Here is a 17,083-nt window from a genome sequence, read left to right as displayed (position 1 = left end):
TTAGATTTTTGAAGGAAGTATTACACTATCAATTTCATGGATAACGCCATTACTTTGATTGGCATCTGCTGTGGTTATCTTGGCTGAATTTCCGAAACTGTCTGTTAGTATAATATCTGTGCCTATCATACTAGCATTGATTTTTGCACCTTGAACAGTTGTAAAAGAAGCTTTTCCTTCACCTCTACATAATGCTCTTAAAATTTTTGATGCAGTCAAGTTGCCCGCAACAATATGATATTTCAGTAATGCCTTTAACTGTTTTTTATTATCAGAAAGAAAAAGCTCATCTAACTCATCTTTTGAGAATTTTGAAAAAGCACTGTCAGAAGGTGCAAAAATTGTAAAAGGACCACTTTGACCTAATGTGTCTTCCAAATCAGCAGCTTTAACGGCCTTCGACAGAATTCTATGATTATCAGAATCACTTGTACTTTGAATTATCGTTTTATCTTTTGAGAGGTAAATAACTGAAGGTAAGGTTGTTAAACTTTTACTTTGCGAAAAAACAGTATTTGATAAAAGAAAACACGATATAAAGTAGGTCAGTAATAGGGAACTTTTCATTAGTGTGTTTCAGTATAGTTTGGAGCTGTTCTAAGATTTCTATTGTTCTAAATCGATGAAATACCTAAAACTTCGGTAAGTTAACATTTTACAAAAGATAGACTACATCTTGAGTATGCAGTTCAAAGAAATTAACATTTATTTAACATGTCTCAATTTTATCACTCTTTATAATGCAAAGAGGATTTAATTAACTTTGAGAAAATTGCTAAAAAAGAAAAAATGTTTTTACAAAAAACGAATATTGAACGTGAACTCTCACGTGTCAAGTCAAAATCTATTTCGACCAATACTATTCTGAATGAGGTACATCAAATTCTCGAACAGGAGACCTTTAAAGAATTAGATATTGAAAAACGTCTGAGTCAAAAATCTAAGTGTTTGAGCAACAATTTTGATTTAAATTTACTGGAAACATCACGAGTTTTCTATATTGATCAAATTGAAAAAATCTGTACAGATTACAGACTACGTTTTTTGGATACAAAATATTTTAAAGGAAAAATTCCTATAACCGCCTTTTCAAAAATCAAACAACTTGAAAAGAATCATGATATTCAAATCAATGGTTTTAAGATTATGGCCCCTTCAAAGTTGTTCAAACTAGAAGACAAAGATGACCCTCTACTTTTTGCGCCTATTGGTAATGGCTATTTTTACCTCATACATAAATGGGGCAACGATTTACACCCTTTAAGAAAAATATTGGTGTGGCCATTTAAAGGAATCGTAAACCTGACCATTACCACATTAATTATAAGTTATTTTGCAACACTTGCAGTTCCTAATGGATTGTTTTCTAAATCAGATTCGACTGCCGAATTTTGGATTGTATACTTTTTTATGTTCAAATCAATTGCTGCTGTTGTGATTTTTTATGGATTTGCCTTAGGGAAAAACTTTAATCCAGCAATTTGGAACAGTAAGTACTTTAATGCCTAATTAAACCGGAACGGAATACATTTTTTCTCGTTGTTCTTTAATAGACTTATCAGACATATATTCGTCAAATGACAAATAACGATCAATAGCGCCCTTTGGAGTCAATTCGATTATTCTATTGGCTACAGTGTGGACAAATTCGTGATCATGAGTGGTCAACATAACGGTACCTTTGAAGTTCTTAAGTGAATTGTTAAAAGCGGTAATACTCTCAAGATCTAAGTGGTTTGTAGGTTCATCAAGCATTAAAACATTGGCTCGTAACAGCATCATTCTGCTCAGCATACATCGCACTTTTTCGCCACCTGAAAGGACATTTGATTTTTTAAGAGCTTCTTCTCCGCTAAAAAGCATTTTACCTAAAAAACCTCTGACATAAACTTCCTCACGTTCTTCTTCGGTTTTAGTCCATTGTCGCAACCAATCAACTAAGTTCATACTTTCATCAAAATACTGCTCATTATCAACTGGTAAATAAGATTGGGTCGTGGTTACCCCCCATTGAAAAGAACCTGAACTTGCAGTTCTAACTCCTGAAACTATTTCATAAAAAGCAGTTGTTGCTCTCGAATCCTTTGAAATTATCGCTACTTTATCAGCTTTAGCCAAATTGATATCAATATTATCAAAAAGAAGGTCACCATCATCAGAATAAGCCGATAGTTTCTCAACATTTAATATTTGGTCTCCAGCTTCCCTTTCTCGGTCAAATATGATTGCGGGGTACCTTCTACTTGATGGTTTGATATCATCTACTTTTAGCTTATCAAGCATCTTTTTTCTTGAAGTCGCTTGTTTACTTTTGGCAACATTGGCACTAAATCGCATAATAAACTCTTGCAGTTCTCTTGCTTTTTCTTCAGCTTTTTTATTTTGTTGCGCTCTTTGGCGTAGTGCCAACTGACTACTTTCGTACCAAAACGTATAGTTGCCCGAATAAAGATTTATTTTTCCAAAATCAATATCAGCGATATGCGTACATACTGCGTCTAAAAAATGCCTATCGTGAGAAACTACGATGACCGTATTGTCATAATTGGCTAAAAAGTTTTCTAACCAGCTTATGGTCTCATAATCCAAATCATTAGTAGGCTCATCCATTATTAAAACATCTGGGTTACCAAATAACGCTTGAGCCAAGAGTACTCTTACTTTTAACTTAGAGTCTAAATCAGCCATCATGGTATAGTGCAATGCTTCGCCTACCCCTAAGTTTGAAAGCAAGGCTGCTGCATCACTATCCGCATTCCAACCGTTCATTTCTTCAAATTGTACTTGAAGCTCTCCTATCTTATCTGCATTTTCATCGGTATAGTCAGCATATAGCGCGTCTATCTCTTTTTTAATTTCAAACAAGGGCTTATTGCCCATAACCACAGATTCTAATGCTGTAAATTCATCATAAGAATTATGGTTTTGCTCTAAAATAGACATTCTCTTGCCCGGTTCTAGGTGAACCTGCCCTGATGTTGCCTCTTGTTTTTTTGACAGAATCTTTAAGAATGTAGATTTACCAGCACCATTTGCGCCAATAATGCCATAGCAATTACCATCTGTGAATGCGACATTGACCTCGTCAAATAAGACTCTTTTTCCAAACTGAACTGATAAATTAGATACCGAAAGCATGCTGTATGTATAATTTTTGCAAAAATAGTTAAAATTGACACTGTTCCCAACAACAAAGAGACCATTAAATGTCTTTAGATTGGCTTTTACAACATTTAACTCGCTATTAACAGCCAAGGTTTTAATCGATTCTTAATTTTGTTGGTCTAAATAGGTATATGAGAAGAATTTTACTTTTTCTTATTATTGGTTCTTTCTATGCATGTGATGAAAAATCAAACTCATCACAATCCACATATTTTGCTGGTGAAATCGTCAACCCAACTAGCAACTATGTTGTTCTTTATAAGAATGATATTGTTTTAGATTCTGCAAAGTTAGACGAAAGCAATAGATTTTCATTTACCATTGAAAACATTGATGAAGGACTTCACCATTTTGATCATTCTCCTGAATTACAATATATATTTTTAGAAAAAGGAGATAGTATTTTGGTCCGTTTAAATACGGTTGCTTTCGATGAATCATTGGTTTTTTCTGGTTCCAACGAAGATGTCAATAATTTTATGATAGAAATGTTCTTGAACTACGAAGATGAAGAACATTTGATTTATAGTTATTACAAATTAGCTCCTGAGGATTTTAGCAATAAAATAGATTCTTTAAGAAGTCAAAAAATAAACGAACTTAATAGTTTAAGTGACGGTGAAGAATTATCAGATAATGCTTTCGCAATGGCTAAGGCTTCTATTGATTACAATAGTTACTTATATAAAGAAAAATACCCTTTCTATCATAAGAAGAAAACTGGTGAAGATACTTTTCATGATTTAGATTCGAAATTTTATGCCTATCGAGATAACCTGAACGTTAACAATGCCGATTTGGTTTATTTTAGGCCTTATTACGATTTCATGATCAATCATTTTGGAAATCTGTCTTATATGGCATGTATGAAACAGTGCGGAATGGATGCACATCTTGCCAATAAAAATCATTTACACCTCAATCGCCATAAAATGGTTTTGATTGATAGCATAGTTTTAGAGCAGGATTTGCGTGACAATCTATTTAGAAATGTTACCATGGACTATTTGTTAAAGGTACATGAATCATCAAAAGACTGCGATAGTTTTATTGCCGACTTTGAAAAATTATCTAAAAATCAACACCATAAAGATGAAATCACAAATCTTTATTTTGGCATAAAAAATCTACAAGCAAAAAAAGAGATTCCTGATTTGCTTGTTGAAAACAGCGTTGGAGAAGAGACTTCGCTAAAGGAAATAGCCAAAGACAAGAATACTGTCTTTTACTTTTGGACGGCCACACAAAAGAGGCATTTCAGAAACGTTTCAAAGCATATTAAAAAATTACGCAAAAGTCATCCGGAATATACCTATGTTGGTATCAATTTAAAGACTAGTAAACCACAGTGGCTGGCTATGGTCCATGAACATCAGCTTGATACCCTTAATCAATATTGGGGTAATGATTTTGAACATATACAGCAATCTTTAATAGTCGATGGTCTTAACAAGTGTGTCATTACGGAAGACACCCTGATAGTTGATGCTTTTGCCAATTTATACTATTCATTCTCTCCTAATAAAACTAAAAAAGCCTTGGTAGTTAAATAAATCACCAAGGCCTTCCTGTTTTTAAAAAAATATTTCTTACGAATTGCCTTTTTGATAATCCGCTAAAAACTTAGCTAAGCCAATGTCTGTGAGTGGATGTTTTAATAACCCTTCAATAGATGAAAGTGGGCCAGTCATAACATCAGCCCCAAGTTTTGCACAATCAATTACATGCATTGTGTGACGTATAGATGCCGCTAAGATTTGAGTATCAAAAGCATAATTATCATAAATAAGTCGTATCTCAGAAATTAGGTTTAGTCCGTCAGTAGAAATATCATCTAATCGTCCTAGAAAAGGAGAAACATAAGTTGCACCAGCTTTGGCAGCCAATAATGCTTGGCCAACAGAAAAAACCAATGTGCAGTTAGTTCGAATACCTTTATCTGAAAAGTATTTTAAAGCTTTTACACCTTCTTTGATCATCGGAACTTTGACGACAATCTGGTCATGAAGTTTGGCCAGTGCTTCGCCTTCTTTCACCATTCCATCAAAATCAGTGGAAACTACTTCTGCAGATACATCACCTTCAACTATAGAGCATATATCAACATAATGCTTAAGAATATTCTGTTCACCTGTTATGCCCTCTTTTGCCATTAAAGAGGGGTTTGTGGTTACTCCATCTAAAACTCCTAGTTCTTGGGCTTCTTTAATTTGTTCCAAGTTGGCGGTATCAATAAAAAACTTCATGTCGTACTTTTATTTTTAATGTTCTTATGTGCTATAAAACTACAATTTATAATGTTTCAAAAGTAGTCTTTCGTAACGTTTGTCAGGTAATATTTTCTTTAATATAAGTGAAAATTTTTGCATAAAACTTCCAACCTTATAATGAACTTTGGGATCAGTGGTATTTATGATCATCAATACTTTTTTGGCCACTTCAATCGGATTACTGGCATTATTGACATCTTCATTAATTAGATCTAATGATTTGCCATAGGCTTTATATGGCGAACTATCTAAGACAGGAGAATGATAGCGTCCAGCAGCGATATTGGTAGCAAAGTCGCCAGGAGCAAGATTAGAAATCTTAACTCCGAATTCTCTTACCTCCATTCTCAGAGCTTCGGTTGCAAGTTCTAAAGCCCCTTTGGTAGCGGAATAGATTCCGCGAAAAGGTAATCCCATATATCCTGCAATTGAGGTTATGTTGATTATCAATCCAGATTGTTGCTTTCGCATTTGAGGCAAGACCGCTTGTACCATGCGAATAGGGCCGTTGAAATTCGTATCAAATGCTTTATTGATTTCTACGATTGGGGTTTCTTCAACAGGACCAGTAATTCCAACTCCTGCATTATTGATCAGAATATCAATTTGCTCCTCATTTTTCAAAATAGTCTGGATAGCATTGTTTACGGATATATCATCTTTCACATCAAGCTCTAAAAGCTGAAAATCCGCAAAATCTTTATGCTTGTCTAAACTTCTTGTAGTTCCGTATACGGTGAACCCTTTACTTTTCAAAAATATACCTGTAGCTTTACCTATACCAGATGAGCCGCCTGTTATCAAAACTACTTTTTTATTCATAATGCAAAGTAAAAAAAAGTGAGGTCAAACCGTTCACTTTTAGGTACAAAAAAAGGCAAGCTACCTACATCGCACCGCTACGACCGCATACCCTTGCTGCGTTCCCACCCTGGGGGATTTTGCAGGAGCTGGTCGTGTAGGACTTGCCAAAGGCAAATATACGACCTTTTAAATTTGTCACAATCGGTTTACATCCTTAATTTGGTCATGATTTTAAGTTAAAAACAAGTATGCAAAAAATGAAGGTTTACGTACTACTGATTGCCATAGTTTTAGTTGGGGCTTGTGCCGGAACCAATGATGCTACCCAACTTTTTGACATTCAATTAGAAGGGAACAAAAATAAGTACAAACAAAATCAATCGGTTGGTATTGCAATAAAAAACAAAAAGAATAAAACCATTGATGCCATTGAATATCGTATCGATGGAAAAGTGCTACCGAAAATTGATAAAAAAATAACTTTTGACATTCAAAGTTTGGGTAGTAAAAAACTCATTGCCAAAATTGACTTTGACGATACCTCCGTAGAAATTTCAAAGAATATCAAGGTCTTGTCTAGTAAAGCACCTGAAATATATACTTATAATATTATCAATACTTACCCGCATGACGATAAAGCTTATACGCAAGGACTTGAATTTAGTGGTGACACCTTATATGAAAGTACTGGCAAAAAGGGTAAATCAACATTGCGTAAAGTAGATTATAAAACTGGTGAGGTCTTAGATAACATTCAATTAGATAACTCCGTTTTCGGGGAAGGGATTACTTTGATGAACAATAAGATATACCAACTTACTTGGCAAAGTGGTATCGGGTATGTGTACGACCAAACCTCTTTTGATAAAATTGAAAGCTTCACTTATGGCAAAAGTAAAGAAGGATGGGGCCTTGGCAATGACGGTGAAAAAATATTTAAAAGTGACGGTACTGAAAAGATATGGTATCTAGACCCTGAAACACTAGTCGAGACCGGTTATGTTGAAATTGTTACCAATAAGTCCATTTTTAATAGAGCAAATGAACTTGAATATGTTGATGGTAAACTATACGCCAATGTATATGGCAAAGAAAGTATGATGATCATTGATGCTACTTCTGGGGCCATTGAAGGGGTAATCAATTTTGGCGGTTTAAAAAAATTGGTTGATAAAAGTGTTGAAGATTGGGATGAGCAAAACTCGGTTTTGAATGGGGTTGCGTATCATCCGACTAAAAAAACTTTCTTTGTTACTGGTAAAAATTGGAACAAACTTTTTGAAGTAGAAATACTTAAAAAAGAATAATGCTACCCTACTCCATTAAGTTAACCGTAACTGAAAAAGATTTGGATGACTTGCGACACGTTAACAACGTGCGGTATTTAGATTGGATCCAACAAATATCAAAAGAACATTGGCAGTACAAAGCTGATGAATCGCTACAAAAACAATTTGTTTGGGTAGTGAGAAAACATTCGATTATCTATCACAGCGCGGCAAAGCTGAACGATCAATTGCTGCTAGAAACTGAAATCATCAACTCTAAAGGCCCAATTTCTGTAAGAAGGGTAATCATAAAAGACAATAAAGCCGCTAAACTAGTGGTTACTTCAGAAACGGATTGGTGTTTGATAAACCCTGTGAGCATGAAGCCGGTCAGAATTCCTGATTCCATTAAAAACCTATTTTAATAACAATGAAGGCTAGTTTAAAAATTTATATTCTTTTTGCACTAGTCCTATTTTTCATTGGATTAGCTTCTTGTCGAAAAGACTTTGATTTTAAGACTTCATCCGGAAATTTAGAATTTTCAAAAGACACTGTTTTTTTAGATACCATTTTCACCAATATTGGTAGCAGCACCTATACCCTTAAGGTATATAATAGAGAGAATAAAGACGTTGTCATTCCGTTTATTGGTTTAAAAAATGGCCAGCAAAGCAAATACCGTCTAAATGTTGATGGTTTGGCAGGAAAAGAGTTTAATGATGTTCCTATTTTGGCAAAAGACAGTATGTTCATTTTTATCGAGACCACTTTTGACATCGCTGAAACAGGGCAGAATGAATTTTTACATACAGATGCTATTCAATTTGAAAATACAGGAACTACTAAAACTGTTGAATTGGTCACTTTGGTTAAAGATGCTATTTTTTTATATCCGGAACGATTAGAAAACGGATTTAAAGAAACGCTGCTCTTAGGTTTAGATGAAGATCAAAATGAGATAAGAATTGAAGGTTTTTTTCTAGATGGTGGTGAACTTAACTTTAACAATCAAAAGCCTTATGTTATTTACGGCTATGCAGCCGTTCCAGAAGGCGAAACCCTAACAATGCAAGCTGGTACAAGGGTACACTTTCATAAAGATTCGGGCATACTTGTAAGCCCTAATGCCGCTATAGAAATAAATGGTGCTTTGAGTGAAGACCAAATGCAGCTTGAAAACGAAGTCATTTTTGAAGGTGATCGATTAGAACCAGAATTCGCGGATACACCAGGGCAGTGGGGCACTATTTGGATTACTGCTGGTAGTGTCAACAATCAAATTGAGCACCTGACCCTAAAAAATGCTACCGTAGGTATATTGGTGGAAGGAGACGAAAACAATACCGCTTCTACCCTATCTATCAACAATAGCCAACTATACAATAGCACCACAACCAATCTTTGGTCAAGAACAGCGAACATAAGTGCCGAAAATACCGTTTTTGGCAATTCAGGATCTATATCGTTATACTGTAACCTTGGTGGCAATTATAATTTTAAGCATTGTACAATAGCTAATTATTGGGTAAATGGGTTTAGAAATGCCCCGGCCCTGTACATAGATAATTATATTACCCTTGCTGATGGATCTAGTACAGGTGCCGATTTAGAAAGTGCCTCTTTCGCAAATTGTATTATAGATGGCAATAGAAATATAGAGTTATTATTATCTTCCAATACAACTAACACGTTTCAATTTAATTTTTTGAACTGTTCCATTCAGTTTGATGATATCAACGGTGATTTTGCCGAAAACCCTCTTTTCGATTTTAGTGACATTGCCTTTTTTGAAACTATTTTTTTAAACCAAAATACTGATTTTGAAGACCCAAGAAATAACCTCTTTAAAATTCAAGCAAATGCCGAGATATTAGATTTAGGTGATTTAAATACAGCTTTGAACGTACCAGATGATATATTGGGAAATCTTAGAACTACCCTACCCGACATCGGTGCTTATGAATTTATAGTAGAGCAATAAATTAGTAAACTCACATTTTATTGCGGAAAAACCATAGTTTTTTTGTGGAAAAAATGCAACGTACTTTTAAAATGCATTAGTAATTTGCTCATAATCTATTGGGGCTATGGATTATACGTATACCATTATTGATGCAAATGCCACAGCTAGTCTTCAGTTACAGGCACACCTGCAAGATTATCCTGACTTCATATGCGCTAGTACAGCAGCTAACACGAGCGATGGACAAAACCAAATACTCAAGTTTCTACCGGACGTTGTCATCATTAATTTAGGAGCACAAGCCGGTGAGTATTTTCAAATGATCAGTGAACTGCATCAGTACCTCCACAATATTCCGCTGCTGATTGCAGTCTCAAAAACAAAAGACCATGCGTATCATGCCATAAAAAATGGCTTTTTTGATTATTGGTTGTTGCCAAATACCGAGTTTGAAATTAGAAAGACCATTTTAAAAATTCGCAAACAAGTACCAAAAGAGACCATACCTACCACGCTTTGCTTAAAAACCTATCGTGACTATCATTATATAAATACTAACGAAATTCTATATTTAAAGGCGGACAATAATGCTACCGATTTTTTTATGAATGACGGCAGTAAAATTAGTGCTTTTAAAACGTTAAAGTCATTCGAAGAAACCTTACCTCAAAACTTTATTCGAATTCATCAGAGCTATATTCTAAATGTTAAATATGTTTCTCGCATTAATTATGGCAAATCTACCTGTACAATAAGAAATATTGAAAATCAATTGCCATTTTCAAAGTCATATAAGAATCGTGTTGATGATTTAAAAAGTATGCTTTCAAAAAATTCAATTGACGCAGCGAATTAATCAAATTCTAGTAAAACCCATCCTTCTACTAAAACTTTTCTTACAAATACTTCTTTAGCTATCTCAGAACCGCTCTTTGCAAAGCATGTCTTTACATTGCAATTAATTAAAGAAAACTAATCAAATCACAAAAATTAAAATTTTAGACACATGAAGAAAGTATTGAGTATAGTAGCTGTAGCTGTAATGACATTAGGTTTTGTTTCTTGTGAAGCAGAAAGTATGGCAGATCAAGAAGAATTATTTATAAATGCTGGTGATGGTGAAGTAACTGAAAGCGCAAGAAATTAAAAAACATAATATTAAAACTAAAACCCCAAATGTTAACATTTGGGGTTTTTTTGTATCTTGTATGTAGGTAAAGCGTTACAAAACCGTGTAAACTGCAGTTATGAAAGTTGGGGCACTACTCATATTTTTATGTTTTTTTCTTCAAGGTTTTGGATATCAGCCCCTAAACATTTTTCAAGCCCGTGTAGTCCCAACAGATAGTACAGAAATTTGGTTGAAATGGGCCCGAGACAGCACTACTTTAAGTACTTCTCAAAAAATCAATCTTTTTGATAAGGCCATCGATCTAACAAAAAAAAACAACCCAGATTCATTATTTGAAATATCCTTTGCTGCTTTGACCACAGGAGATTCCATTCTCTTTAAAGAAATCAGCAAAGAGGTCATAAAGTTATCCAAGGCATTAGGCCAAAAAGAATCACATGGGCTCGCACATTGGGATTTAGCCGATTTTTATAAAAAAGCAAAGCCTGATAGTGCCTATTATCATCTGCAAGAAGCTTACGGCATTTTTTCCAATATGGAAGAATTAGATGCTTCAATTAGTCATTATCCTGGAGCCATTCTTCTAGATATTGGCAATTTAAAAGATGCTATCAAAGATTATGTAGGCGCTGAAAAGGACATCATAGAAGCTATAGATTACTTTAACAAGGTAGAGACAAGGGATAGACTCTTTGTTACCTATAATTCATTAGGTATCGCACAGAATGGTTTAAATAAATTTGACAAAGCGCTGGAATATCATCAAAAGGCTAAAAGCTACATTCGTTATGCAAGGAGCAATAGGAAGTACCGGTATGAGTTGATGAATGAAAATAATATTGCATTTATTTATTTAAGAAAAGGGGATTTTAAAAAAGCCTATGAACTCTACAGCGCTTTAGAACAAAAGGACAGTTTATTGCTGAAAAACCCAGAGCTTTATGCTAAAGTATTGAGCAGCCGGACGTTCGCTGATTTTAAAAGTGGCGCCCAAGATTTTGAGGGGTTTGAAAGGGCGTTTAAAAGATCCAACGAAATATTAGATAGTATTGGTGATACCTATTCTAAAGCTCGTAATTATGAATACCATGCCCAAGTTTTAGCAGGTAAACATGATACCCTTGGTGCTATCAAAAAAGCATTGATAGGAAAAGATATCGCAGAAGAAACTACCAACAATGATCGTTTATTAAGTTCTTTAAAGCTATTGACCACCCTTGATAAAAAAAATAGTGCTAATTATGCCAAAGCCTATTTTAATTTAACTGAAGACTTACAGCAGAAAGAACGCGCTATACAAGATAAGTTTGCCCGAATACGTATGGAAACCGATGAAATCATTGAAGAAAACGAGGCCCTCGCCAAACAAAAACAACTTTATTCAGCTATTAGCCTTATTCTATTGGTGCTGGGTATTGGTATTTTTATCATTGTCTCACAACGTATTAGTAATCAAAAACTAAAGTTCAAACAAAAAGAGCAAAACAGCAATCAAGAAATCTACAACTTGATGCTCTCACAGCATGGCAAACTCGAAGAAGGTAAAAAGACTGAAAAGAAACGGATCTCAGAAGAGCTACATGATGGCATATTGGGCCAAATGCTGGGAATTCGTTTGATCTTGAGCGGTTTGAACGAACGGGCAGATGAGAAGGCCATTGAACAACGAGCCGAACTCATTCAAAAATTACAAGAACTTGAAGAAGAAGTTCGTACAATATCGCATGAATTGAACGAATCTGCTTATGAAAAGGTTCATGAATTCATGATTTCAATTCAAGAACTGATACAAACAGTTAAAAAATCTACCGAAGCAGATATAGAACTTGACTATAGCAAAAGCTACGCGTGGGACATACTGAATGGAGATACTAAAATCAATATTTATAGAATCGTTCAAGAGTGTTTACAAAACTGTATCAAACATTCAAAATGTAAAAACATTCAAGTAAATTTTAAATCATCAGAAAAAATGTTAAATTTAACTGTAGCTGATGATGGAATTGGATTTGATAGTACTAAAGAAAAAAAGGGAATTGGTTTAAAGAATATTATTTCTCGTGTTAAAAAAATAGATGGATCGCTAAAAGTTAATAGTATTCCTAATAAAGGCACTAAAATCAATATTGAATTTCCTGTTGAACGAGTAGATCTAGATAATCCAAAACCGCACATATCACGTAAAACAGTTCAAGAAGTATAACATCTAACTATATTGTGTATGAAAACCCTTCGAATTTTAGCTGTCGATGATCATGAAATGACCATGTTAGGGTATAAGTTTATTCTTGAACGTATTGTTTTTGAAGATTATAATATCATTGTTGATACTGCGAACACCTATGATGCCGGTAAACAAAAGATAGAAGATTCTTTACATTCTTTTAAATACGATATCATCTTTTTAGATGTTCAACTTTTTCCACCAAATGAAAAGCAACCGCATAATGGTGAAGATTTAGGTATACTAGCTCGCAAGCTTATACCCGAATCAAAAATTATTTTTATGTCGTCGTTTAGTGACAACTATAGAATTAATAGCATATTAAAATCGGTTGATCCCGACGGCTATATGGTCAAAACAGATATTGACCCCAAATCTTTAGAGCAAGCGGTAAAAACTGTAATTTTTGATCCTCCGTATTATTCTTCAAAGGCTTTGGGCGCGATTAGAAAGAAAATGTCTAATGACATTACTTTAGATGCCAATGACAAAAAGATCTTGTACCATTTATCTATAGGCACAAAAACTAAAGATCTTGAAAAATATATTGAACTTTCTAACTCGTCCATTGAAAACCGAAAGAGACACTTAAAATCTATTTTTGGCACCGAAAAAGAGAATGATTTAGCACTTATTGTTGCAGCAAAAAATAGGGGCTTTATTTAAACAATCACTTCAGGCTAGAAAAAAGACTATTCAGTATTGAATTTAAGCATTCCAAGTTTAAAATTTATTTTTAACATAAATTTAACATAATTTGATTCGAAATTAGACAAAACCACAAATTTTTTGTGGTTTTCATGCAGTATGCCTCAGAATAATCATTCTAACTTCGATTGAACTAATGTTAGAACTGTTAATTATGTCTGATCAAAACCAAAATAACCAAAGCTCTTCTGAGTATGGAAAACAACTTAAAGGCTTATTTGGTCTTCATACTTTTAAAAATCATTTGGAACGTGATTTTTTTGCAAATGCCACCGTTAGAGAAACTCTCAATAAAGAAAATACCATTGATTTAGTTATTGAACTTGATTGTAATTTTGGGCTTACAGAAAGTCTCTTCTATCTAAACAATGGCAATTGGGGCAGTTTTTATACATCAAAGTCTAAAACGTTTAAAGCGTCTCCATTTCAAACAGCACTTTTTAATCTCTCTGAAGAAAACGGAATTAATGTTGATATAGCAGAACTATCAATTAATTTAAAAGATACCTCTATCATTATTACTAAAATATATAACCGTAGTGTGCCTGACCAGCTTGGTAATATATTATGTCACGTAAGCGAAAACTTTGTGCATTTTACCAAAGGCTTAACAGAGATGCCCTATGAAATCTTTATACCCGTGTTCGAAGAACAAGAGCAAGATGTCATCAAAAGCATGGTAAGCACGACCAAATCAAAAACTGATTATTTTGACTTTTGGGGTCTTTATTTTGAATCTAATATAGATTCTGCAATCTATGATTTAAAAAATAAATCAATAATCGACGAAGGTGATTTTTTCCTTTTAAACCAATAAAAACCAACTATTTAAATAATGATAGTTCCCCCATTAGTTGGTTTACTTTAGCTTTGACCGATTTAATTAATATTTCATCTTCAGGGTTTGTTATTATCTCATCAATATAATCAACAATAACTTCCATATCTGACTCCACGAGCCCTCGTGTAGTTATAGCAGGCGTTCCAAATCGAATACCAGAAGTAACAAATGGCGATTGCGTATCAAAGGGTACCATATTCTTATTAGCTGTAATATCTGCCATTTCCAAAACCCTTTCAGCATCTTTTCCGGTGATATTCTTGTTTCGAAGATCAATCAACATCATATGATTGTCAGTACCACCAGAAATCACCTTATAACCTTTATCCATAAAAGATTTTGCCATGGCGGCCGCATTCTTCTTTACTTGAATCATATAATGCAAGAAATCATCAGACAATGCTTCTCCAAAAGCCACGGCTTTTGCTGCAATTATATGTTCTAACGGACCCCCTTGGTTGCCCGGAAAAACAGCTAAATCTAATAAAGCAGACATTTTACGGAGATTGCCATTCTTTAGTCTAATTCCAAATGGGTTCTCGAAATTCTCCCCCATCAAAATTAACCCTCCTCTTGGTCCGCGTAAGGTCTTATGAGTCGTGGTAGTAACAATATGACAATATGGTATCGGATCATTCAATATCCCTTTTGCTATCAGGCCGGCCGGATGTGAAATATCTGCCAAAAGAATGGCATTGACACTATCGGCTATTTCACGAAAACGTTTAAAATCCATATCACGAGAGTAAGCAGAAGCTCCAGCAATAATCAGTTTGGGTTTTTCTTTATCGGCAATCTCTTGAATCTTATCATAATTTAGAGTACCCATCTCCTCATCTACACCATAGAATACTGGATTGTACAGTTTTCCTGAAAAATTAACGGGAGAACCATGTGTCAAATGCCCACCATGTGATAAATCAAACCCAAGAATGGTATCACCTGGCTGTAAACAAGCGTGATAAACCGAGGCATTTGCCTGAGAACCCGAGTGTGGTTGGACATTGGCATAAGCAGCACCAAAAAGTTCTTTGGCTCTATCAATAGCTAGCTGTTCAACTTCATCAACAACTTCACAGCCACCATAGTATCTCTTACCAGGATAGCCTTCTGCATATTTGTTGGTAAGAACAGACCCTGCTGCTTCCATTACCTGAGGACTGGTGAAATTCTCAGAAGCAATAAGTTCAATACCTTGTGTTTGTCGTTCCGCTTCCTTTTGGATAAGGTCAAATATAAGCTCGTCTCTTTGCATTTTTCACTATTGATTAAGCTTCAAAAATACAAATTGAAATGGTCAATTTTTAGTTACAAAAAGTTTTATTATGTGATTTTATCAAACAAAAATTAACAATTTTAAAAAATCACAAACCCTCTAATAATCAATTATTTATACAAACATATACTAGTTTTTATTCTTTTTCGTTAATCAAAAGAAGGTTTTTGGCACGGCAATTGAAAACCTACTATATAACCATAAAATCAAAAGTCATGAAAAAATTATTACTCATTAGTATATTATTTGTGTTATTGGCCTGTGGTGGTGCAAAGAAAACTCAAGAAGCCATCAATAGTGGTAACTATACTACTGCTATAAACAAGGCGCTTAAAGAGTTAGCAAATAACAAGACTAAAAAAGGAAATCAAAAATACGTGCTGATGCTTGAAGAAGCTTTTGCCAAAAACGCAAACAGAGAGGCCGAAAAAATAGCTTTTTTAGAAAACGATGGCAACCCGGCTAATCTTGAGAAGATCTATAATGGATATCTTACACTTAAAAAGTTTCAAGAAAGAATTACACCACTCTTGCCATTACCAGTTTATGATGAAAATAGAGATGCAAGCTTTGTAATGAAGAACTATGATTCTAAGATTCTTCAAACAAAATCTTCATTATCTGAATATTTATATGCTAATGCAACAGATTTGTTGAGCAATGCATCAAATAAACTAGATTATAGACAGGCATATGATGAATTGAAGTATTTGAATGATATTAATCCGGGGTATTACGACACAGCGGTTAAAATGGATGAAGCCTATCAAAAAGGATTGGACTATGTAAAGATTGAAGTTCAAAATGATACCGAGCAGATTATTCCAAAGCGATTGGAAGAAGAATTACTCGATTTTAATACGTACGGTATAAATAATTTTTGGGCAACTTTTCATTCAAACCCTATTGAAAATATCACCTATGATTATGCGCTTCAGCTTGATTTTAAAGAAATTAATATTTCACCTGAACAGGTCAATGAAACTCAGATCATAAAAGAAAAACAAATCAAAGATGGGTTTGAGTATGCTCTTGATCAGAACGGAAATGTAGCGAAAGATAGTTTAGGTAATGATATCAAGGTTGACAAATTCAGAACGGTTAAATGTGATTTTTACAGATATACACAATTGAAAACTGCACAGATTGGTGCAAAGGTCAACTTTAAGGATTTACAAAGTGGTCAGGTGGTGAATTCATATCCACTTTCAAGTGAATTCATTTTTGAGCATATATATGCTAATTATCAAGGTGATAGAAGGGCTTTAGATAATAGTTTAGTTGCATTATTAGATTTGGCGGCGGTCCCATTTCCATCAAATGAACAAATGGTTTATGATGCCGGTGAAGACTTAAAAGCTCGACTAAAAGACATTGTGAGGAGAAACAACTTCAACTAAATTAAGGCCCTGTTTAAAAGCAGGGCTTT

Annotated in this window: 16 protein-coding genes and 1 other RNA gene; 11 read left to right on the top strand and 6 right to left on the bottom strand. The window is 34.3% G+C overall.

Going from position 1 to position 17,083, the window contains the following annotated elements:
- Positions 1-567 (bottom strand): fasciclin domain-containing protein, encoded by a 567-nt coding sequence (locus tag RM706_RS09750; RefSeq protein WP_311350878.1) that lies wholly within the window; start codon positions 565-567, stop codon positions 1-3.
- Positions 568-789: 222 nt separating this feature from the next.
- Here RM706_RS09750 and RM706_RS09745 point away from each other — a divergent pair, with 222 nt between their 5' ends.
- Positions 790-1,509, top strand: a complete 720-nt coding sequence (locus RM706_RS09745; protein ID WP_311350876.1) for a hypothetical protein — start codon at positions 790-792, stop codon at positions 1,507-1,509.
- On the opposite strand, the gene RM706_RS09740 is transcribed toward RM706_RS09745, so the two are convergent.
- Positions 1,510-3,138, bottom strand: coding sequence for an ABC-F family ATP-binding cassette domain-containing protein (locus tag RM706_RS09740; protein WP_311350873.1), 1,629 nt, complete (start codon positions 3,136-3,138; stop codon positions 1,510-1,512).
- Positions 3,139-3,296: 158 nt separating this feature from the next.
- Here RM706_RS09740 and RM706_RS09735 point away from each other — a divergent pair, with 158 nt between their 5' ends.
- A complete protein-coding gene (locus RM706_RS09735) occupies positions 3,297-4,718 on the top strand; it encodes a transaldolase (RefSeq protein ID WP_311350871.1) in 1,422 nt (473 codons plus the stop codon).
- Positions 4,719-4,754: 36 nt separating this feature from the next.
- Here the strand turns inward: RM706_RS09735 and fsa are convergent, their stop codons facing one another.
- The 3 genes from fsa to ffs form a co-directional block, all read right to left on the bottom strand.
- The gene (gene fsa, locus RM706_RS09730; protein WP_311350870.1) at positions 4,755-5,411 is read right to left on the bottom strand and encodes a fructose-6-phosphate aldolase; all 657 of its coding nucleotides are present in this window, start codon (positions 5,409-5,411) and stop codon (positions 4,755-4,757) included.
- Positions 5,412-5,450: 39 nt separating this feature from the next.
- Positions 5,451-6,257, bottom strand: coding sequence for an SDR family oxidoreductase (locus tag RM706_RS09725; protein ID WP_311350868.1), 807 nt, complete (start codon positions 6,255-6,257; stop codon positions 5,451-5,453).
- Between the two features lie 50 nt (positions 6,258-6,307).
- Positions 6,308-6,406: signal recognition particle sRNA small type (gene ffs / locus RM706_RS09720), an RNA gene on the bottom strand.
- Positions 6,407-6,496: 90 nt separating this feature from the next.
- On the opposite strand from ffs, the gene RM706_RS09715 reads away from it, so the two are divergent.
- The 8 genes from RM706_RS09715 (at position 6,497) to RM706_RS09680 (ending at position 14,354) form a co-directional block, all read left to right on the top strand.
- On the top strand, positions 6,497-7,546 hold the full coding sequence (locus RM706_RS09715; protein WP_311350867.1) for a glutaminyl-peptide cyclotransferase: 1,050 nt from the start codon (positions 6,497-6,499) through the stop codon (positions 7,544-7,546).
- Entirely contained in the window at positions 7,546-7,932 is a 387-nt protein-coding gene (locus RM706_RS09710; protein WP_311350866.1) for an acyl-CoA thioesterase, read from the top strand. The genes RM706_RS09715 and RM706_RS09710 overlap by 1 nt, the downstream gene beginning before the upstream one ends.
- Before the next feature lie 5 nt (positions 7,933-7,937).
- Positions 7,938-9,491, top strand: coding sequence for a hypothetical protein (locus tag RM706_RS09705; protein ID WP_311350865.1), 1,554 nt, complete (start codon positions 7,938-7,940; stop codon positions 9,489-9,491).
- 106 nt (positions 9,492-9,597) lie between these two features.
- Positions 9,598-10,329, top strand: coding sequence for a LytR/AlgR family response regulator transcription factor (locus RM706_RS09700; RefSeq protein WP_311350864.1), 732 nt, complete (start codon positions 9,598-9,600; stop codon positions 10,327-10,329).
- Between the two features lie 150 nt (positions 10,330-10,479).
- Positions 10,480-10,620, top strand: a complete 141-nt coding sequence (locus RM706_RS09695; protein ID WP_311350863.1) for a hypothetical protein — start codon at positions 10,480-10,482, stop codon at positions 10,618-10,620.
- Positions 10,621-10,720: 100 nt separating this feature from the next.
- Positions 10,721-12,808, top strand: a complete 2,088-nt coding sequence (locus tag RM706_RS09690; RefSeq protein ID WP_311350862.1) for a tetratricopeptide repeat-containing sensor histidine kinase — start codon at positions 10,721-10,723, stop codon at positions 12,806-12,808.
- A gap of 18 nt (positions 12,809-12,826) precedes the next feature.
- Positions 12,827-13,495: a response regulator gene (locus tag RM706_RS09685; protein ID WP_311350861.1), complete on the top strand. Its 669-nt coding sequence runs from the start codon at positions 12,827-12,829 to the stop codon at positions 13,493-13,495.
- Positions 13,496-13,691: 196 nt separating this feature from the next.
- On the top strand, positions 13,692-14,354 hold the full coding sequence (locus RM706_RS09680) for a hypothetical protein (RefSeq protein WP_311350860.1): 663 nt from the start codon (positions 13,692-13,694) through the stop codon (positions 14,352-14,354).
- 7 nt (positions 14,355-14,361) lie between these two features.
- Here RM706_RS09680 and glyA read toward each other — a convergent pair whose 3' ends face one another.
- Positions 14,362-15,633, bottom strand: a complete 1,272-nt coding sequence (gene glyA, locus RM706_RS09675; protein WP_311350859.1) for a serine hydroxymethyltransferase — start codon at positions 15,631-15,633, stop codon at positions 14,362-14,364.
- A 236-nt stretch (positions 15,634-15,869) separates the two neighbouring features.
- Here glyA and RM706_RS09670 point away from each other — a divergent pair, with 236 nt between their 5' ends.
- Positions 15,870-17,054 (top strand): hypothetical protein, encoded by a 1,185-nt coding sequence (locus RM706_RS09670; RefSeq protein ID WP_311350858.1) that lies wholly within the window; start codon positions 15,870-15,872, stop codon positions 17,052-17,054.
- Positions 17,055-17,083 lie beyond the last annotated feature (29 nt).

Source organism: Croceitalea rosinachiae (genome assembly GCF_031846445.1).
Lineage (GTDB): Bacteria > Bacteroidota > Bacteroidia > Flavobacteriales > Flavobacteriaceae > Croceitalea > Croceitalea rosinachiae.
This window is presented reverse-complemented; position numbering and strand designations above follow the sequence as displayed.